This is a genomic window from Streptomyces sp. NPDC037054, from assembly GCF_055606745.1.
On record NZ_JBVJSJ010000006.1, the window covers coordinates 413,028 to 430,681 of the forward strand.

Annotated in this window: 17 protein-coding genes and 2 pseudogenes; 11 read left to right on the top strand and 8 right to left on the bottom strand. The window is 70.3% G+C overall.

Features of this window, described 5'->3' with window-relative positions; translation table 11 throughout:
- Positions 1-27: 27 nt before the first annotated feature.
- Both ACZ7D7_RS17515 and ACZ7D7_RS17520 read left to right on the top strand, forming a co-directional pair.
- Entirely contained in the window at positions 28-906 is an 879-nt protein-coding gene (locus ACZ7D7_RS17515; protein ID WP_470825238.1) for a potassium channel family protein, read from the top strand.
- 272 nt (positions 907-1,178) lie between these two features.
- Complete coding sequence (locus ACZ7D7_RS17520; RefSeq protein WP_470825239.1) at positions 1,179-1,469, top strand: cation-transporting P-type ATPase; 291 nt, start codon at positions 1,179-1,181, stop codon at positions 1,467-1,469.
- Between the two features lie 792 nt (positions 1,470-2,261).
- Here the strand turns inward: ACZ7D7_RS17520 and ACZ7D7_RS17525 are convergent.
- Positions 2,262-2,516, bottom strand: coding sequence for a DUF2933 domain-containing protein (locus tag ACZ7D7_RS17525; RefSeq protein WP_470825241.1), 255 nt, complete (start codon positions 2,514-2,516; stop codon positions 2,262-2,264).
- Positions 2,517-2,565: 49 nt separating this feature from the next.
- A complete protein-coding gene (locus ACZ7D7_RS17530) occupies positions 2,566-2,829 on the bottom strand; it encodes an SHOCT domain-containing protein (RefSeq protein ID WP_470825243.1) in 264 nt (87 codons plus the stop codon).
- A 212-nt stretch (positions 2,830-3,041) separates the two neighbouring features.
- On the opposite strand from ACZ7D7_RS17530, the gene ACZ7D7_RS17535 reads away from it, so the two are divergent.
- A complete protein-coding gene (locus ACZ7D7_RS17535; protein WP_470825245.1) occupies positions 3,042-5,855 on the top strand; it encodes a heavy metal translocating P-type ATPase in 2,814 nt (937 codons plus the stop codon).
- Positions 5,856-6,488: 633 nt separating this feature from the next.
- Here the strand turns inward: ACZ7D7_RS17535 and trxB are convergent.
- Together trxB and ACZ7D7_RS17545 are read right to left on the bottom strand one after the other, a co-directional pair.
- Complete coding sequence (gene trxB, locus ACZ7D7_RS17540; protein ID WP_470825358.1) at positions 6,489-7,439, bottom strand: thioredoxin-disulfide reductase; 951 nt, start codon at positions 7,437-7,439, stop codon at positions 6,489-6,491.
- Between the two features lie 19 nt (positions 7,440-7,458).
- Positions 7,459-7,881, bottom strand: coding sequence for an arsenate reductase ArsC (locus tag ACZ7D7_RS17545; RefSeq protein ID WP_470825359.1), 423 nt, complete (start codon positions 7,879-7,881; stop codon positions 7,459-7,461).
- A 95-nt stretch (positions 7,882-7,976) separates the two neighbouring features.
- Here ACZ7D7_RS17545 and ACZ7D7_RS17550 point away from each other — a divergent pair, with 95 nt between their 5' ends.
- The 5 genes from ACZ7D7_RS17550 to ACZ7D7_RS17570 all read left to right on the top strand — a co-directional run bounded on the left by ACZ7D7_RS17550 (position 7,977) and on the right by ACZ7D7_RS17570 (position 11,355).
- Positions 7,977-8,285 (top strand): ArsR/SmtB family transcription factor, encoded by a 309-nt coding sequence (locus tag ACZ7D7_RS17550; protein ID WP_470825246.1) that lies wholly within the window; start codon positions 7,977-7,979, stop codon positions 8,283-8,285.
- Positions 8,282-9,394, top strand: coding sequence for an ACR3 family arsenite efflux transporter (gene arsB, locus ACZ7D7_RS17555; RefSeq protein WP_470825247.1), 1,113 nt, complete (start codon positions 8,282-8,284; stop codon positions 9,392-9,394). Before ACZ7D7_RS17550 ends, arsB begins: the two co-directional genes overlap by 4 nt.
- Entirely contained in the window at positions 9,391-10,458 is a 1,068-nt protein-coding gene (locus tag ACZ7D7_RS17560; RefSeq protein WP_470825249.1) for an ArsO family NAD(P)H-dependent flavin-containing monooxygenase, read from the top strand. The genes arsB and ACZ7D7_RS17560 overlap by 4 nt, the downstream gene beginning before the upstream one ends.
- A gap of 72 nt (positions 10,459-10,530) precedes the next feature.
- Positions 10,531-11,106: a TSUP family transporter gene (locus tag ACZ7D7_RS17565; protein WP_470825250.1), complete on the top strand. Its 576-nt coding sequence runs from the start codon at positions 10,531-10,533 to the stop codon at positions 11,104-11,106.
- 24 nt (positions 11,107-11,130) lie between these two features.
- Positions 11,131-11,355 (top strand): hypothetical protein, encoded by a 225-nt coding sequence (locus ACZ7D7_RS17570; protein WP_470825251.1) that lies wholly within the window; start codon positions 11,131-11,133, stop codon positions 11,353-11,355.
- 64 nt (positions 11,356-11,419) lie between these two features.
- On the opposite strand, the pseudogene ACZ7D7_RS17575 reads toward ACZ7D7_RS17570, so the two are convergent.
- Positions 11,420-11,545: pseudogene (locus tag ACZ7D7_RS17575) on the bottom strand (ArsR family transcriptional regulator); the annotation flags it as partial.
- Positions 11,546-11,622: 77 nt separating this feature from the next.
- Positions 11,623-12,156 carry a hypothetical protein gene (locus ACZ7D7_RS17580; protein WP_470825253.1) on the bottom strand — a complete coding sequence of 178 codons (534 nt, stop codon included), beginning with the start codon at positions 12,154-12,156 and terminating at the stop codon, positions 11,623-11,625.
- Positions 12,157-12,202: 46 nt separating this feature from the next.
- On the opposite strand from ACZ7D7_RS17580, the gene ACZ7D7_RS17585 reads away from it, so the two are divergent.
- Positions 12,203-13,123, top strand: coding sequence for a universal stress protein (locus ACZ7D7_RS17585; protein ID WP_470825254.1), 921 nt, complete (start codon positions 12,203-12,205; stop codon positions 13,121-13,123).
- A gap of 27 nt (positions 13,124-13,150) precedes the next feature.
- Positions 13,151-14,161, top strand: a complete 1,011-nt coding sequence (locus ACZ7D7_RS17590) for a zinc-dependent alcohol dehydrogenase (protein WP_470825255.1) — start codon at positions 13,151-13,153, stop codon at positions 14,159-14,161.
- A gap of 470 nt (positions 14,162-14,631) precedes the next feature.
- Here ACZ7D7_RS17590 and ACZ7D7_RS17595 read toward each other — a convergent pair whose 3' ends face one another.
- Together ACZ7D7_RS17595 and ACZ7D7_RS17600 are read right to left on the bottom strand one after the other, a co-directional pair.
- A complete protein-coding gene (locus tag ACZ7D7_RS17595) occupies positions 14,632-16,203 on the bottom strand; it encodes an oleate hydratase (RefSeq protein WP_470825257.1) in 1,572 nt (523 codons plus the stop codon).
- Positions 16,204-16,401: 198 nt separating this feature from the next.
- On the bottom strand, positions 16,402-16,824 hold the full coding sequence (locus tag ACZ7D7_RS17600; protein ID WP_470825258.1) for a hypothetical protein: 423 nt from the start codon (positions 16,822-16,824) through the stop codon (positions 16,402-16,404).
- On the opposite strand from ACZ7D7_RS17600, the pseudogene ACZ7D7_RS17605 reads away from it, so the two are divergent.
- Positions 16,821-17,576 (top strand): annotated as a pseudogene (locus ACZ7D7_RS17605) (Tn3 family transposase); the annotation flags it as partial. The gene ACZ7D7_RS17600 and the pseudogene ACZ7D7_RS17605 sit on opposite strands and share 4 nt — an antisense overlap.
- Positions 17,577-17,654: the final 78 nt, after the last annotated feature.

Sequence of the window (17,654 nt, forward strand, 5' to 3'; positions counted from 1 at the left end):
CAGGCGACAGTGCCGTGGGAGACGTGGATGAAGTGGTTGGTCTCGCTGGTCGGTGCCGGGCTCGTCATGCTCACCCTGCGGGACCTCTTTCATACCCTCTGGCACCCCACCCGCCACGGTGGGCTGAGCCGCCTCGTCATGACGGCGCTGTGGCGTCTCGCCCGGCGCCTCCGAGCGCGCCGGCGGGTGGTCGGGCTCGTCGGACCGCTCGCCATGGTCACGGTCGTGTTCATGTGGGCCGCCACCGTCATCCTCGGATGGGCCATCATCTACTGGCCCCACATGCCCGGGGCGTTCACCTTCTCGCCCGGCTCCGAAGCGGCCCAGGAGCCCGCGCTGCTCGACTCCCTGTACCTGTCGCTCGTCACGGTGGCCACCCTGGGGCTGGGGGACATCGCACCCGGTGAGGGCTGGCTCCGCCTGGTCTCCCCGCTGGAAGCCCTCGTCGGTTTCGCCCTTCTGACGGCCACTGTCTCCTGGGTGCTGGAGATCTACCCGGCGCTGACCCGCAGGAGGGTCCTGGCCATCCGGCTGGCACTGCTGCGCGACTCGGCGCCGACACCGCAGCAGATCGACTGCACAGCCGGGGCGCTGCTGCTGGACAGCCTGGCCACCGAAGTCGTACGTGTCCGGATCGACTTCACCCAGTACGCCGAGGCGTATTACTTCCATGACGGGGAGGACCACTCGTCGCTGGCGGCCACGGTCGGCTACGCCGCCACCCTCGCCCAGCGAGGACAGGCAGCCCAGCGGCCGGAGGTGCGCCTGGCAGGTGACTTGCTCGCCGGTGCGCTGAACGACCTCGCCGCCATCCTTGACCAGCGTTTTCTCCACACCGGTGGCACGGCGGCGGAGGTCTTCGCCGCGTACGCCGCCGACCACGGGCGCAGCCTCGCACAGCCCTGACCAACCGGCCCATGCCTGGCACGCAGCGCCCAGGACCGCCCAGACGACGAGTTGTCGGTCATGCCGGTCGGCGTCAGCGGTGGCACTCTGACAAGCGGACACCGGTATTCGGGGACAGAGGTCCCCTGCATGACGGGAGTGTGGTGGATGGCGCACAGCGAACAAGCCGGTCCTGATGCGGCCGCTCTGGCACGCCCCGGCGTCCTCTCGGTGGGTGACGGCGACCTTCGAGCAGTCCGTGGCGCACGCGCGTACGGAACTCCGCCGGGCACATGAGCGCGCAGCGGGGCGGCCGCGGCTTTGGTGCGGGCACCGACGCACCCCGTACGACGTCGCCCGCATCTTCGGCGGCGGGTCTGTCGTCGGCCGAGGCCGCGCGCCGACTGACGCGTTACGGGCCCAACGCGATCCCGGCGGAGCCGCGCGCCCCCGCGTGGCGGCGGGTGCTGCAGCAGTTGCGAGACCCTCTGATCCAGGTGGAGACGTTTTCCTTCCCCGGCACCCGCTTGCCCTCGCCCGCCGCCACATACATCCTCGGCACAGCTCAGCGCGAACCCGAATGAGGCACACCATGACGCTGTGCCCGCGCTCCTCGTCCAGAAGCCGGGAGCTTGGCCCACGCCTCTGTCATCTCAGCGACTACGACGGCTTGGCCCATGAACTCGAACGAATCCAGGACTTCCGGGTGGTGAAGGGCTGACCGTGCATCTCGACTGGATCGGCCGGGAGCTATGCAGTGAAACCGCTCACGTACCTTATCTCCGTAGGGCTCGGCATCCGGTTGGTGATCAAGGAGAAGAAGGAGCACACGGCCGCTCGCCTGCGCCGGGGTTCACACGGCGGGCGGCCAAACTGTCTGTTCCCTTATGAGCGCCGGGTGGGTGCATGCGGGACGGCGATCGCCTGTCAGGCGCGAGGGGAGACAGGGCTGCCGTAGCGGCCCTTGCCTGCTGTGTGGGCGGGTAAGTCTGCGTACGGCGTGTGCTCGGTCGGCGATGCCTGACGCCTGGAGCACTACGCCTGGGGCGGTCGACGCAGAGGCCGGAGCTGTTGCGGCGGAGACTGTTTCGGCCTGCGGCGGCCTGGCCACGTCGCGGTCATGGTGTCCTCCGCGCCGTATGCCGAGCCCGAGCCGGCACATCGCGCAAGGTGTCGGGAACGGCCCAAGTCAGGGCGGCGGCGAGGGTGGCGGTGCCCCACAGGCCCCAGGCCGCGGCTGGCGCCTCGTCGAGCAGGAGCGCGGGCAAGGCGAGCAAACCGGCAACAGGTAGGGCCAGGGTTACCTGGTACGGGGCCGCCCCAGCGGTGCACTCGGGCCGCGCCATGGCACTCACCCCCTGCCCGGGCCGGGGCGGTCAGGACCGTCCTGGCCCGGTGTGGTGGTCGTGCTTGCGCAGCGGGCCCCCGTCCTGGTCGTCGCGGTGCTGATCTTGTCCGCCGTGCATGCCCTGGCCGCCCATGCTGCGCATCATGAAGAACATCATCAGCGGGCAGGCGGCGACGAGGGCGAGCCAGGCCAGGCTTTCCAGCGACGCGCCGACGATCAGGGCGCCGACGACGACGATCGCGGCGGCGAGGGCGTACGTGCCGTAGTTGCGCTTGTCGTTCATCACGGGCCTCCTTCAGCGGAGGGCCAGGCCACAGGGCGTGCGGCCGTGTTCAGGATTTGGTGAGAGGGCCGGCGTGCAGGGCGTTCAGTCGGCGCTGGTACTCCTCTTCGTCGATCTCCCCGCGGGCGAACCGCTCACTGAGGATCTGCTCAGGTGTGGGTGCGGTGGGGGTGTGGGTGTGTTCATGGGGCCGGTTGGCGGCACGGAAGACCAGAACAAGGGCTGTGATGATCAGCGCCCAGAACAGGACCATGCCGACCGACATCCCGAACCAGCCCCAGCCGCTGACATCGTGGTCGTACCAGAACATCATCGCCACTCACCTGCTTCGGCTCGTTTCGGCGACCGGTACGGGCGCGGAGCCCGTCCTCCGGAGCGGGCTGCTGCCCTCACCTCCATTGTTCCCCTGCATAAGTGGCGCTCTTGGGCCGGACGGTCCAGGACCTGTGGGCCGTTCAGCCCCTACCCGGCAGGAGTACCCGAGCGCAGGCTGGAAAGCGACCTTCCAAGGGAGGCGAGCAGCTCATGGGTGCCCTCGATGTCGTGGTAGTCCTGGCCGCTGTGCTGTTGATCGCCGGGCTGAGCTGGTACTTCTTCGGGCCGCGCCGGTCAGGCGTCGCCCGGATCGAGGGCGGGGTGCAGCGGGTGGAGGTCACGGTGCGGGGCGGCTACAGCCCCGACCTGATCAGAGTCCGTGAGGGCACGCCGGTGGAGCTGGTCTTCGACAGACAGGAAGCAGGTGAGTGCACCTCCCGCGTGGTCTTCCCCGACTTCAAGGCCGGTGCCGGGTTGCCGGCCCACGCACGTACCACCGTGCGGCTGAACCCGGACAGGCCGGGCTCCTTCGGCTTCGCCTGCGGCATGAACATGATCCACGGCACGCTCCTGGTCGAACCCGCCGACGGCTTGGCAGGCCCGCCACCCTCCCCCGAAGGCCATGACACCGGCACCAAGCCCGATGCTCCGACGGTCGAAGGGCCGCCCGTGGGAGAGGAGCGGACGGCGGCCGAGGCGGAGGCGGCGGACGCCGCCGAGCGGCAGACGGAGATCAAGGACCTGACGCGCAGGGTGCTGCTCGGCGCGGTGCTGACCGCCCCGGTGCTGTTCGCCGTGATGGCGCACGAACTCTTCCGCGCCGACTGGGTTCCCGGCTGGATGCTGAACCACTGGCTGCAGCTGGCGCTGATCACCCCGGTGATGTTCTACACCGGTCGGCCTATCCACGCGACCGGCTGGCTGACCCTGCGCCACCACGCCGCGGATATGAACTCCCTGATCACCCTGGGGACGACTGCCGCCTACGGCTACAGCCTGCTGGTCACCTTGGCCCCCGGCCTGCTGCCCGAGGACGTGCGCGAGGTCTACTTCGAGGCCGCCGGCGTCATCCTCACCCTGATCCTGCTCGGCCGGCTGCTGGAGGCTCGTGCGAAGGCCGGCACCGGCGAGGCGATCCGGGCCCTGCTGGGCCTGCAGGCTCGCACCGCCCGTGTCACACGGGATGGCACCGAGCGTGAGATCCCGGTGGAGGACGTGGCCGTCGGGGACGAAATCCTCATCCGGCCCGGGGAGAAGATCCCCGTCGACGCCGAGGTGCTCTCCGGTTCCTCCACAGTGGACGAGTCGATGGTTACGGGCGAACCAATGCCGGTCACCAAGCGCGCCGGGGACGTCGTCATCGGCGCCACCGTCAATGGGACCGGATCCCTGCGGGCCTGGGCGGCCAAGGTCGGCGCGGACACGATGCTCGCCCAGATCATTCGCCTGGTGCAGCAGGCCCAGGCGTCCAAGGCCCCCATCCAGCGGCTCGCCGACGCGGTGTCGGCCTACTTCGTTCCTGCGGTGATCGCCGTCGCGATCGGCACCTTCGCCGTCTGGTTCACCCTCGGTCCGTCCCCCGCGCTGACCCTGGCCCTCGTCTCCGCCGTCGCCGTGCTGATCATCGCCTGCCCGTGCGCCCTGGGACTGGCAACCCCGCTGTCGGTGATGGTCGGGACCGGCAAGGGCGCCCAGGCGGGCATCTTGATCCGCTCCGCCGAAGCCCTGGAGACGGCGCACAAGCTGGACACCGTGGTGCTGGACAAGACTGGCACTGTCACCGAGGGCAAACCGGTCCTGACCGACGTCCACACAGTCGGAGGCATCGACGAGACCGAGCTGCTGCGGCTCGTGGCGGCGGCCGAAGCCGACAGCGAACACCCGCTCGCGCAGGCCATCGTCGCCAGCGTCCGCGAGCGCGGGCTGGCGTGGCCCGGGGCGACCGGCTTCGACTCGGTCACCGGCAAGGGCGTCCAGGCCACCGTCGACGGGCACGCCGTCCTGGTCGGCACCGCCCGGCTGCTGGGCGACGTCGGCATCGGCACCAGCGCACTGGACCCCGTCGCGGCCGACCTCTCGGCCGCAGGCAAGACACCCGTCCTTGCCGCGGTCGACCAACGGCCCGCCGGCGTGCTCGCTGTGGCGGACACCGTCAAGGACGATTCCGCTGCCGCCATCGCCGCCCTGCAGCGCCTGGGTGTCGAGGTCGTCATGCTCACCGGGGACAACGCCCGCACCGCCGCGACGATCGCCGCCCAGGTCGGCATCGGCCGGGTGCTGGCCGAGGTGCTGCCCGAGCACAAGGCCGACGAGATCCGCCGTCTGCAGGGCGAGGGCCGGACGGTCGGCATGGTCGGCGATGGCATCAACGATGCGCCCGCACTGGCCGCCGCCGACGTTGGCCTCGCCATCGGGACCGGCACCGACGTGGCCATCGAGGCCGCCGACATCACCCTGATCTCCGGCTCGCTGAGCGGCGTCGTCACCGCCATCCGGCTGTCGCGCGCCACGATGCGCAACATCCGGCAGAACCTGTTCTTCGCCCTGATCTACAACGCCGTCGGCGTCCCCCTCGCCGCAGGCGCCTTGTACCCGGTGTGGGGGCTGCGCCTGAGCCCGATCATCGCCGCTGCCGCCATGGCGCTCAGCTCTCTGTCGGTGGTCACCAACGCCTCCCGGCTGCGCCGCTGGCATACCCAGCCACTGCCGGGCGCCCGGCCCGCGAGCGTCCGGCCCCGCGTCGAATCCGCCACCGACCGTTCCTCGGCCGGCGGCACCGCCGCCACCGAACAGCATCCCGCCCCGCACGACCAAGCGCACGAGCATCACTCCGACGGCAGCGCGGTCACGGACCCCGTCTGCGGCATGAGCATCGACAAGGCGTCCGCAGCGCACTCGCGGAACACCGGCACAGGCACCCAGTACTTCTGCTCCGCCCACTGCGTCGCCGCATTCGACGCCGACCCGCAGCGCCACACCGGCTCCGGATCCGGGGGGACGCGTGAAGGAGGCGAACACAGGTGACCGCCACTCCCGCCACCCAGACCTCCCACCGCCCAGCCCACGAACCACACATCCAGGCACCGGGATACGCCGACCACAAGGCCGACCAGCCGCGCCCTGCAAGAAGTCGCCCTCGGCCTCCTTGACGACCACGTCCGCGGCTGCGTCACCGATGCCGCCCGCACCGACCCCGCCCACGCCGAGGAGCAGTTCGAGGAACTCGCTGGCGCCATGCGCCGCACACTGCGCCTGTGAGCCACACCTTGGTGCCCAGCGGGGGCAGAAACTTCTGAGGAGATGGTGCACGTAGCCGCACGGCATTACCCAGCGGTCGGCGGCTGTCGTCATGGCTTTCACCCGAGCTCGGGCACCCGGCCTGCCGAGCCCTCTCGTGGGACCTCCTCACGCTGACCGCCAACTGCCGCTTTGAACGAGACCATGGTCCCGAGGGGAGTTCCTCCCCACCATCCACTGCATCGCAGCAGACAAGCAGCCGCGAAGGAGGGCGCATGACCACCACCGACCGCAAGGGACTGCAACGCCCGCGCTTCGCCCGCCAGTATCTGAAGATCGCCGCCGAGCCCGACCGGCGCGGCGGCGCGACACACCGCGACCGGCTACTCGCCGGACTGACCGGACGGGTGCTGGAGTTGCTCACACCGAGACGGCAGCGGTCGCTGGCTCGATCTCTGTCGCGCCCTGGGCGGCGAGGTAGCGCTCGGCGTCCAGGGCCGCGGCCGCACCAGTGCCGGCGGCGGTGATGGCCTGGCGGTAGGTGTGGTCGACGACGTCTCCGGCGGCGAATACGCCGGGCAGGCTGGTGCGCGTCGTCGTGGAGGCGACGGTGATGTAGCCCTCGCCGTCGAGGTCAAGCTGACCGGTGAACAGCTCGGTGCGGGGGTCGTGGCCGATGGCGATGAACAGACCCGTGACGTCCAGGTCGCGGGTGGCGCCGGTGAAGACGTCGCGCAGGACGACGCCGCCGAGCATGCCGCCCGTGTCCTTGATCTCGGCGATCTCGCTGTCGAAGGCGAAGGAGATCTTGTCGTCGGCGAAGGCCCGGTCCTGCATGACCTTGGAGGCACGCAGGGTGGAGCGGCGGTGGACGACAGTGACCGAGCGGGCGAAACGGGTGAGGAAGGTGGCTTCCTCCATGGCGGTGTCGCCGCCGCCGACCACGACGATGACGCGGTCGCGGAAGAAGAACCCGTCGCAGGTCGCGCACCACGACACGCCGCGGCCGGACAGCTCGTCCTCGTTGGGCAGGCCGAGCTTGCGGTAGCCGGAGCCCGTGGCGATGATCACCGTCTTCGCGCTGTGCACGGTGCCCGCAGAGTCGGTGAGGAGCTTGATGTCGCCGGTCAGGTCGACGGCCGTGATGTCGTCGTCGATCATCTCGGCGCCGAACCGCTCGGCCTGGGCCCGCATGTTCTCCATCAGGACGGGCCCGTCGACGCCTTCGGGGAAGCCGGGGAAGTTCTCGACCTCGGTCGTGGTGGTCAGCGATCCGCCGACGAAGATGCTGCTGCCGAAGAGCAGGGGCCTCAGCTGCGCGCGGGCGGTGTAGAGGGCGGCGGTGTATCCGGCGGGGCCGGAGCCGATGATGACGACTCGCGTATCTCGCTCACGCCGTCGCCTCCGGCTTCGCCGGGGCGATCTCGGCGATCAGGCCCTCGACCAGGGTCTTGATCTCGTCGCGGATCGGGCGCACGGCCTCGACGCCCTGCCCGGCCGGGTCCTCGAGCTTCCAGTCCAGGTAGCGCTTGCCGGGGAAGACGGGGCAGGTGTCGCCGCAGCCCACGGTGATGCAGACGTCCGACTCGCGGACCGCGTCGACGGTGAGGATCTTCGGCGTCGCCTGGGAGATGTCGATACCGACCTCGGCCATGGCCTCGACGGCGGCCGGGTTTACCTGGTCGCCGGGGTTGGAGCCGGCGGAGCGGACCTCGACACGGTCGCCCGCCAGGTGGGTCAGCCAGGCTGCGGCCATCTGGGAGCGGCCGGCGTTGTGGACGCAGACGAACAGGACGGACGGCTTGTCGGCCATGGTGATCGTTCTCTCTCGTCGCATGGCGGAACCCAGCCGCCAATGACTTCAGCCCCCGCTGGTATCAGCGGGCGATGATGTGAGAGTATCAGTGCATGCTGACTTCAGTCGATCCTGACGTGATCCGAGGGCTGGGCGATCCGCTCCGTCTGAAGATCGTGACCCTGCTGGCGCGCGAAACGCTCTGCATGACGCACCTGGTTGAGGAGACCGGAGCCAAGCAGACCAACCTGTCCAACCACATGAAGGTGCTGCGCGAGGCCGGGCTGGTGGAGACCGAGCCGTGCGGCCGCTTCACCTACTTCAAGCTCAAGCCCGACGTCCTGGCCGGGCTGTCCGAGCAGTTCGCCGCGCTGGCCGACTCCGCCCGTACCGCTTCCGAGAACAAGAGGGCCTGCCCGTGACCTCCACCGAGCCCACCACCGCCCCCGCTCCGGCCGGCGGTGGGGACGACTCGATCGTCAAGAAGCTCTCCACTCTCGACCGCTACCTCGCGGTGTGGATCCTCATCGCCATGGCCGTCGGCCTTGGGCTCGGGCGGGTGATCCCGGGACTGAACGACGCGCTGGCGAAGGTGGAGATCGGCGGGATCTCCCTGCCGATCGCGCTCGGCCTGCTGGTCATGATGTACCCGGTCCTGGCCAAGGTCCGCTACGACAAGCTGGACGCCGTCACCGGCGACCGCAAGCTGATGATCTCCTCCCTGGTCATCAACTGGATTCTCGGACCCGCGGTGATGTTCGCGCTGGCGTGGATCTTCCTGCCGGATCTGCCCGAGTACCGCACCGGCCTGATCATCGTGGGGCTGGCCCGCTGCATCGCCATGGTGATCATCTGGAACGACCTCGCCTGCGGCGACCGCGAGGCCGCCGCCGTCCTCGTCGCACTGAACTCCGTGTTCCAGGTCATCGCGTTCGGCCTGCTGGGCTGGTTCTACCTCGACCTGCTGCCCGGCTGGCTGGGCCTCGGTGACGGCGAGCACCTGGACATCTCCATGTGGGAGATCGCCCTGAACGTGGTCATCTTCCTCGGCGTCCCGCTACTGGCCGGCTTCCTCACCCGCCGCGTCGGTGAGAAGAAGATGGGCCGTGAGGGCTACGAGCAGAAGTTCCTGCCGAAGATCGGACCGTGGGCGCTGTACGGACTGCTGTTCACGATCGTCATCCTCTTCGCCCTGCAGGGCAAGACCATCACCTCGCAGCCGCTGGACGTCGCCCGGATCGCACTGCCGCTGCTGGTCTACTTCGCGATCATGTTCTTCGGCACCTTCCTCCTCGGCAAGAGCCTCGGCCTCGCCTACGACCGCACTACGACCCTGGCGTTCACCGCGGCGGGCAACAACTTCGAGCTGGCCATCGCGGTCGCCATCGCCACCTTCGGCGTCACCTCCGGTCAGGCCCTGTCCGGCGTGGTCGGACCGCTCATCGAAGTGCCGGTGCTGATCGGCCTGGTCTACGTCGCGCTCACCTGGCGAAGGAAGTTCGCCGCCGACGCGGTCACGACGGCCCCGTGACACAGCAGACGGACGTGGTGGTGGTCGGCGGTGGCCAGGCTGGGCTCGCCGCCGGCTACCACCTGCGCCGCCAGCACCTGGACTTCACCGTCTTGGACGCCGGCACGGCGCCGGGCGGGTCCTGGCAGCACATGTGGGACTCCCTGCACCTGTTCTCCCCGGCCGAGCACTCCTCGCTGCCTGGACGGGGCATGCCCGCCCAGGCGGGCGAGATCTACCCGGGCGCCGGGCACGTGGTGGACTACCTCACCGACTACGAAAAGCGCTACGACTTGCCTGTCCAGCGCGGCACCCGCGTGGGCGCCGTGCGCCGCGTCGCAGGCCGACTCTTGGTCGAGGCGGACACCGGCACCTGGCGGACCCGCGCGGTCATCAGCGCGACCGGCAGCTGGTCGCGGCCCTTCCTGCCTGCCGTCCCCGGTGGCGAGGTGTTCACCGGGCGGCAGCTGCACACAGTGAACTACCGCTCTCCGGCCGACTTCGCCGGACAGCGCGCCATCGTCATCGGCGCAGGGAACTCCGGCGCCCAGATCGCCGCCGACCTCGCCCTGGACGGCCAGGTCGACGTCACGTGGGTGACTCAGCGCCCGCCGCGTTTCCTCGCCGACGACATCGACGGCCGCGCCCTGTTCGACGTTGCCACCGCACGCCGCCGCGCCCTCGAAGAGGGCCGCAGCGACACCGGCGGGGTGGCCTCGCTCGGCGACATCGTGGCCGTGCCGCCCGTACGCGCTGCCCGCGACGCCGGGCTCCTGCACGCGAAGCCGATGATCACCCGGCTCACCGCCGACGGCGTCCAGTGGGCCGACGGCACCCGCGCCGAGGCGGACGCGGTCATCTGGTGCACCGGCTTCCGCCCTGCCCTGTCCCACCTCGCCCCGCTCCAGCTCCGGGGCACGCGCGGGCACATCGCGACCAAGGGCACCCGTGCAGTCGGCGAACCGCGCCTTCACCTGCTCGGCTACGGCGACTGGACCGGCCCGGCGTCCGCCACGCTGATCGGGGTGGGGCGCCCCGCGCGGGACGCCGTCCGCGAGATGGCGGCGCTGCTCGCGCGCAACTGACGAGGCGGCCCAGCGTGTTTCGTGACTTCCCCCAGTGTCGCGTCGCGGCGTGATCGTTGCAGACTGCCCTCCATGACCTCGCCCCTGGCCTCCGATCCTCCTCGCCCGGTGGGCCGGGTGCGCTCTGTGCCCGTGGTGTTCAGCGCGGGCGCGGGCATCGGCGTCCTGGGCGGGATGATCGGCCTGGGCGGTGCGGAGTTCCGCCTGCCGCTCCTGATCGGTCTGTTCGGGATCGCGGCACTGTCCGCGGTCATCTTGAACAAGGCCATGAGCCTGGTCGTGGTCGTCGTCGCGCTGCCTGTCCGGCTGGCCGCGGTGTCCGCCTCCCAGCTGGCCGGTCACTGGCCCGTCACGGTCAACCTGCTGGCCGGGAGCTTGCTGGGCGCATGGGCCGGGGCGAGCTGGGCGGTACGGGTGCACAGCAGCACCCTGTACAAGGTGCTGGCCGCCCTGATGGTGCTCATGGCCGCCGCTCTGCCGGCTACCCACCTCGCCACCGTGGGGACGCTCACGCTGCCGCTGTGGGCCCAGGTGCCCTGCGGAGTCGTGGCCGGCTTCGGTATCGGCGTGGTCGCCGCGATCATGGGCGTCGCCGGGGGCGAGTTGCTGATCCCGACGATCGTGCTGCTGTTCGGCCTGGACATCTAGACGGCGGGGAGTCTGTCCCTGCTGGTGTCGCTGCCGACCATGCTGGTCGCCTTCGCCCGCTACAGCCGCGACGGCAGCTTCGCGGTCCTGGGTGCCAACCTGCGCTTCACCGCCGTGATGGCGGCGGGTTCGATCGCCGGCGCGCTGCTGGGCGCAGTACTGGTCGGCGTCCTCTCCGACCTGGTGCTCCTTCCCGTACTGGTGGTGATCCTGCTCGTCTCCTCGGTGAAACTCGCCCGTCACGACTGACTCCGTAAGGCCGCCTTCGCCCCCGCCACGAGTCAGTTGAGCGGGCCGGCCTCCTTCAGCTTCTTTTCTTCAAGTGGTGGGAGACGGTGGGCTGGGAGACGCCGACGTCGGAGATGTCGCACACGCATGCCTCTCCGCTGGGGTGCGAGGCGACCGCCGAGAACAGAGGGGTGGAGCTGCGTGCGATCACGGGCCGCCCCCTCGCCGGTCAGCGTTGCAGGCCGGCGGCCGCCGGGGCCTTGCGGACGTGTGCGGCCAGTGCGTCGATCACGTACTCGGCGTCCCTGCCGACGCCGCGCAGGGTGTTGGAGCGAAGGGCCGCTGGAACTCCAGGCCGAGGTGGACCAGCCCGGAATGGGTGAGGGAGATGCCCCCCGCGTGCAGCGGTGCCCCCTGTTCGTCGAGTGCGCCGAGCTTGGCCGGGTAGTCGAGGTGGGGCCGGTATCCGGTGGCGAGTAATACCACGTCGGCCTTCTCCCGGCTCCCGCCGTCCCATACGACCTCGTCGCCACCCAGGGCGGTGAACATGGGCCGCCGCTGGAGCCTCCCCGACTCCAGGGCGTTCTGGTAGCGGCCGGTGTCGAGGACCGGGGTGCCGCCGACATGGTGGATCAGCCAGTGCGGCGGCAGGTGGTCGAAGCCGGTGGTCGTCAGCCAGTGGTGCAGGTCCCTGCCCTCGCGGATCTGCGGCAGGAAGGAGACTGGGGCGCGGGTGGCCGCCCGTGGTGCAGGGACGTTCGGCCCTGCACCACGGGCCCCGCGGCCCCTGCGATCACCGATGGCACGACAGCACCATGGCAACGCACCGAGAAGTCACCGAATCCCGGATTGCCTGGTGAGGAGAATCGTGTCCGACACCATCGTCGTTGGCCTGGACGGCTCACACGAGAGCCGGGCGGCCGCCGCCTGGGCGGCTCGTGAGGCTCTGCTCCGCGACGTGCCCCTGCGTCTCGTGCATGCCTGGCAGCCACGGCCCAGCGCGTCGGCGGCGTTCGCCGGTGTCTCGGCGTCGTCGCTGTACACCGACCTGCAAGGCTGGTCCGAGCGACTGCTGCGGGAGAGCCAGGCGCACTTGGCCGACCACCACCTCGGCCTGCGCATCAGCACCGCCCAGGACGCCGACCAGGCCGTCCCCGCCCTGCTCGCGGCCGCCGAGGACGCCGAGATGCTGGTGCTCGGCTCGCGCGGGCTGGGCGGCGTCGCCGGCTTCCTGCTCGGATCTGTCGGCCTCGCGGTGGTGGCGCGCAGCCGACGGCCGGTCGTCCTGGTACGCGAGGGCGAGCGGGCCGGAGACGAGCACCTGCCGGACGCCTCTGGCGCCGCGTCGCAGGCCACCGCGTATCGCGACGTCGTCCTCGGACTCGATCTCGAGGACCCGCACGACGCCGTGATCGAGTTCGCCTTCGACGCCGCCACCCGTCGCGCGGCCGGGCTGCGCGTCGTCTACGGCTGGAACCCGCCGCGCCCCTACTACGACAACAGCGGCGCGCTCAACGACGATCTGCACGCCGAGCTGACGGGAAACGTCCGCCGCGCGGTGAGCGACGTCCTGGCCCCATGGCGGGACAAGTTCCCCGGCGTCGAGGTGAGGGGCCAGGGCGTGATCGGCAGGGCCGGCTCGCACCTGACCGACGCCTCCCATGACGCCTCGCTGCTGGTTGTCGGCCGCAAGGCCGCCCAGTCGGTCGTCGGAGCCCGCATCGGCCCGGTCACCCACGCAGTCCTGCACCACGCCACCGCCCCCGTCGCCGTCGTCCCGCACGACTGACACCCACTCCCGAGGAGAGTCGAGATCATGAAGGCAGCAGTTGTTCGAGCCTTCGGTGAACCCCTGGTCATCGAGGAGCGCCCCGACCCCGAGCCCGGCCCCGGCCAGGTCCGCGTCCGCGTCGAGGCGTCCGGGCTGTGCCACACCGACATCCACGCCGCGCACGGTGACTGGCCGGTCAAGCCCACCGTGCCGTTCGTCCCCGGCCACGAGGGCGTCGGCATCGTCGAGGCGCTCGGCGACGGAGTGACCCACCTCGAGATCGGGCAGCGGGTCGCCGTGCCCTGGCTCGGCTGGGCCTGCGGGCGGTGCGAGCACTGCCTGTCCGGCTGGGAGACACTGTGCGAGCAGCAGCACAACACCGGCTACAGCGTCGACGGCGGGTACGCCGAGAAGATGCTCGCCTCCGCGGACTACGCCGCCCCGGTGCCGAAGGGCATCGACCCGCGCGACGCCGCCCCTCTGACCTGCGCGGGCGTGACCACCTACAAGGCCCTCAAGGTCGCCGGTGTTGCCCCGACGCAGCTGGTGGCGATCTCAGGCGTCGGCGGCCTGGGCCACCTGGCCGTGCAGTACGCGAAGATCGCCGGAGCCACGGTGGCCGCGATCGACGTCACCGACGAGAAGCTGGAACTGGCCAGGAAGCTGGGCGCGGACATCCTCGTCGACGCCCGCAAGGAGGATCCCGCGGAGGTGCTCAAGGCTCACGGCGGCGCCCACTGCGCCATCGCGCTCGCGGTCAACGAGCAGGCGTTCGCTGCCGTCTACGGCGGTCTGCGCCGCGGCGGCAAGCTGATCATGGTCGCGTTGCCCGCGGGCGGCACCATCCAGGTCCCGATCTTCGACACGGTCCTCAACGGCACCTCCGTCATCGGTTCCATCGTCGGCACCCGCCAGGACCTCGACGAGGTGTTCCGCCTGCACGCGGCAGGCCGTACGAAGGTCATCTATCAGACGCGCTCCCTCGATACCGTCAACGAGTCCATCGCGGACGTGCTGCGCGGGAACGTCGAGGCGCGCATCGTCTTCGAGATGTGAGAGGACGCTCCGTCGCACCGGCCTTCTGCCGCCCTTCGCGCTCACATCCGCGTGGTCCCTCGCGTCTACGCCGGTGCGCGCGGCGGGCGGCTCTGGGCGCCCCTTCGACCGCGGGCGTGCGCCCATCCCGATCGGTGACGGTCCCATGCCGAGAGCGGCGGCCTGTTCCGCGCTCGGCTTCACACCACATGCCCAACGCGGCGTTCTGGGCGATCAGCCGGAGACAGGCGAGTTGGAGACAACACTTCGTGGCGTCGGTGTCCGCCACGGGGTGAACGGTACGGCATGACCGGTGGGAAGCGCGGTCCTCGAACCCTCGCCGAGTACGCACGCGCAGCCCGACGCGGTGGGAGCCTGTCCCCTCGGCCGTCTGAATCAGGGCGCGGTATCACACCCGCCAGGAGAAGACCGGCATCGTCCACCCGGCAGGACCCGCACATCGCAGATGTGTTCCCTGATCACGCTACGGGTTACCGGCGGTGCATGGTCTCCAGGGCGGCGGCCAGGACGTGGGGATCGTGGTGGCCCTTGTAGACCTGGGGCGGTTGCCTGTCGAGGTGGAGGAGTTGAGCCACCGCTGTCCAGGCCGTGCGTACCGAGTACTCGACGGTGAAGACCACGTCGTCGGGCACCTCTGCGAACTGGCCGATGAAGGCGAGGTTCACCGACCCTTCGGGTACGACCTTCGGCCGGTCGTCGCGGCGCCGGGCCAGGAACTGGCTGGTGATGTACGGCATCAGGCAGGGAATGACGGTGGAGGTCTTCAGCACGCGGGCCACGAGCGACTCGTCGAAGGGCAGGTGGTGCAGGACCTCTTCGAGGATCTCCCGGCCGGAGCACATCGTCATCGGCTTCGGCGTGTGGTTGCCCGCGCGGCCGGGGTGCAGGCCGTAGCCCCACCAGACCGCGACGCCTTCCGGCTGCTCGCGGTAGACGGGCTGGCGGTTGGCCACGAGGGTGAGCAGCCAGTTGGAGTCGGTGAAGGTCATCAGACCGCCCTTGCCGGTCTCGCGGCCACTGAACTCCTCCAGTGCCCTGAGAAAGGCGGGATCCGTCGTGGTGACGGTGAACGACTCCCAGCGGGACTCCTTGATGTGCTTGTCGAAGACGGCCGGGTCGCCGAAGTCGTCACGCCCGCGTGCCAGTCGGTGCCAGAGCAGCCAGGAGTCCGAGCGATGGGGGCGCACGGACGGCGCGGCGGTGTGCGAGCCGAGGGTGGAGGCATCCGTCATGGAGCCGTTGGTCACCAGGACCAGGTCCTCGGGAGCCACCTCGATCTGCTCGTCACGGCCGCTACGAGACAGGTGGATGCGCTCAACTCTCGTACTCCGGCGGCCCGGTGCGAGCCCGAGGTCGGTGACGCGGCATCCGGTGTGGACGGTGACGCCGCGTTCGCGCAGCCAGGCCGTCAGGGGTCGTACGACGGAGTCGTACTGGTTGTAACGGGTGCGGTGGATGCCGGACATGGACGAAAGCTCGGGGAAGAGGTGGAGGAAGCGCCTGAGGTAGCGGCGGAACTCGATGGCGCTGTGCCAGGGCTGGAAGGCGAACGTGGTGCACCACAGGAACCAGAAGTTGGTGGTGAAGAAGTGCTCGCCGAAGCAGTCGGTGATCCGCTTGCCGTCGAGGTGTCCCTCGGGAACGGCCAGACAGCGAACCAGCTCCAGTCGGTCGCGCTCGCTGAACCCCATCGAGCGGGTGTCCACGATCTTTCTGTCGCTGTCGACAAGACGAGCGATGTCGTCCCAGGCCAAGTCCTGGTGTCCGGCGAGGATTTCCTGCGTCACGGACACCGAGGGGTCGTCGAGGGTGGGGATGCCGGACAGCAGGTCGTAGGTGCAGCGGTACTCGGCCTCGAACATGCGCCCGCCGCGCATGGTGTAGCCGGCGTCAGCCGTGCCGCCCGCGTCGAGGCTGCCGCCGATCCGACGCTGCTCCTCGAAGAGGTGGATGTCAGCTCCGTCGAATCCGCCGTCGCGGATCAGGAACGTGGCCGCGGCGAGCGCCGCGACACCGCTGCCCACCAGGTACGCCTTCGCCATCACACAACTCCTCGTTCTCGCCCGTTGATCGGGAACCGCACGACATCAGCCTTTCCCGCTCCGGTCGGGGCCGTCAGTGGGCCGTTGGTCACCTGTCCGGTCCGAACGGCCCGCACTTCGCCCCCCAGGCCCGGGTGCGGGAACGAAGGACGCCCGGTCGGTGGACCGTCACCGACCGGGCCTGCACTCACCGCGGACTCACGCCGGGTGAGAGTCCGGCGCGCCTGCGCCGCCTCCGGCAGCGCGTGGGGTGTGGGAGCCGCCGCGCCATGGCGGAGACACCTGCCGGTGGTCGTTGTGTCCCGCGCGGGCGGCCTTGTCGGTCTGGCGGCGCAGCCGGTCCTGGAGCTCGTCGACGAGCTCACGGCCGGTGGCCTCCTCGGCGAGCACGACCACTTCACGCCGTCCGACGTGCAAGGCGGCCGTTGCCGACCAGGAGCGGTCCGCGTGGTGGGCGGTCGCTCTCGTGATGCGCACCTCGCCATGGACGGCGGGCAGTCCGGGCCTGCCTACGACGGCGTCGATCTTCGTGCGGGCGTACGCGAGGGTCTCCTGGTCCACCTCGCCCTCCGAACGCAGCAACACGGAAAGAGCGGTGGTCGGGATGTCACTGCTGGTCATACTCCGACATGGTGTTCGGCCTGTTCTCCTTGCTCGGCCACAGCTTCTCGCCCCGGTTCAGGGACCTGGTCGACCAGCGGTTCTGGTGGGCGGAGATGCCCGGCGTCGAGACCGGCGGGTACGGGCCGCTGGAGACGCTGGCCCGTCACAAGGTCAACCTGGGCAAGGTGATCACGCACTGGCCGGACATGCTGCGGGTGGCCGGCTCCCTGGTGACCGGGCAGGTCCGCGCCTACGACCTGCTGCGGATGTTCGGCCGCGAGGGCCGCCCGACACCGATGGGGCAGGCGTTCGCCGAGTACGGGCGGATCGTCAAGACGCTGCACCTGCTGCGGGTGGTCGACCCGGTGGACGACACCTACCGGCGACAGATGAACCGGCAGCTGACCGTGCAGGAGTCCCGCCACAAGCTGGCGAGGGACATCTGCCACGGCAAGCGCGGGCAGATCATGCAGGCGTACCGCGAGGGCCAGGAGGACCAGCTCGGCGCGCTCGGCCTGGGCCTGAACGCTGCCGTGCTGTGGACCCCCCGCTACCTGGACGCCGCTGTGGAGCAGTTGCGGGCGCTGCCCGCCGAGGAGCGGGAGTACGACGTCCTGGACGAGGACGTCGCCCGGCTCTCCCCTCTGCGTCATGCGAACCTCAACTGCCTGGGCCGCTGCAGCTTCTGTGCCGCCGCCCCGGCCGGCTGGGGCCTGCGCCCGCTGCGCGACCCGGCCGCCGCCGACACCGACGAGGCTGAGGAGGGGTGAGGTGCGGCGGCCCCCGGGACTGTTCTAGGCCATGACGTCCCGGGGGCCGCGCGCTTCACCGGCCGGTTCTACCGGAGA

Bases quoted from the DNA above. Each gene is read 5' to 3' on its own strand.
- ACZ7D7_RS17515 (WP_470825238.1), top strand. From the start codon at position 28: ATGAAGTGGTTGGTCTCGCTGGTCGGTGCCGGGCTCGTCATGCTCACC.
- ACZ7D7_RS17520 (WP_470825239.1), top strand. From the start codon at position 1,179: ATGAGCGCGCAGCGGGGCGGCCGCGGCTTTGGTGCGGGCACCGACGCA.
- ACZ7D7_RS17525 (WP_470825241.1), bottom strand. From the start codon at position 2,516: ATGAACGACAAGCGCAACTACGGCACGTACGCCCTCGCCGCCGCGATC.
- ACZ7D7_RS17530 (WP_470825243.1), bottom strand. From the start codon at position 2,829: ATGATGTTCTGGTACGACCACGATGTCAGCGGCTGGGGCTGGTTCGGG.
- ACZ7D7_RS17535 (WP_470825245.1), top strand. From the start codon at position 3,042: ATGGGTGCCCTCGATGTCGTGGTAGTCCTGGCCGCTGTGCTGTTGATC.
- ACZ7D7_RS17545 (WP_470825359.1), bottom strand. From the start codon at position 7,881: ATGGCCGACAAGCCGTCCGTCCTGTTCGTCTGCGTCCACAACGCCGGC.
- ACZ7D7_RS17550 (WP_470825246.1), top strand. From the start codon at position 7,977: ATGCTGACTTCAGTCGATCCTGACGTGATCCGAGGGCTGGGCGATCCG.
- ACZ7D7_RS17565 (WP_470825250.1), top strand. From the start codon at position 10,531: ATGACCTCGCCCCTGGCCTCCGATCCTCCTCGCCCGGTGGGCCGGGTG.
- ACZ7D7_RS17590 (WP_470825255.1), top strand. From the start codon at position 13,151: ATGAAGGCAGCAGTTGTTCGAGCCTTCGGTGAACCCCTGGTCATCGAG.
- ACZ7D7_RS17595 (WP_470825257.1), bottom strand. From the start codon at position 16,203: ATGGCGAAGGCGTACCTGGTGGGCAGCGGTGTCGCGGCGCTCGCCGCG.
- ACZ7D7_RS17600 (WP_470825258.1), bottom strand. From the start codon at position 16,824: ATGACCAGCAGTGACATCCCGACCACCGCTCTTTCCGTGTTGCTGCGT.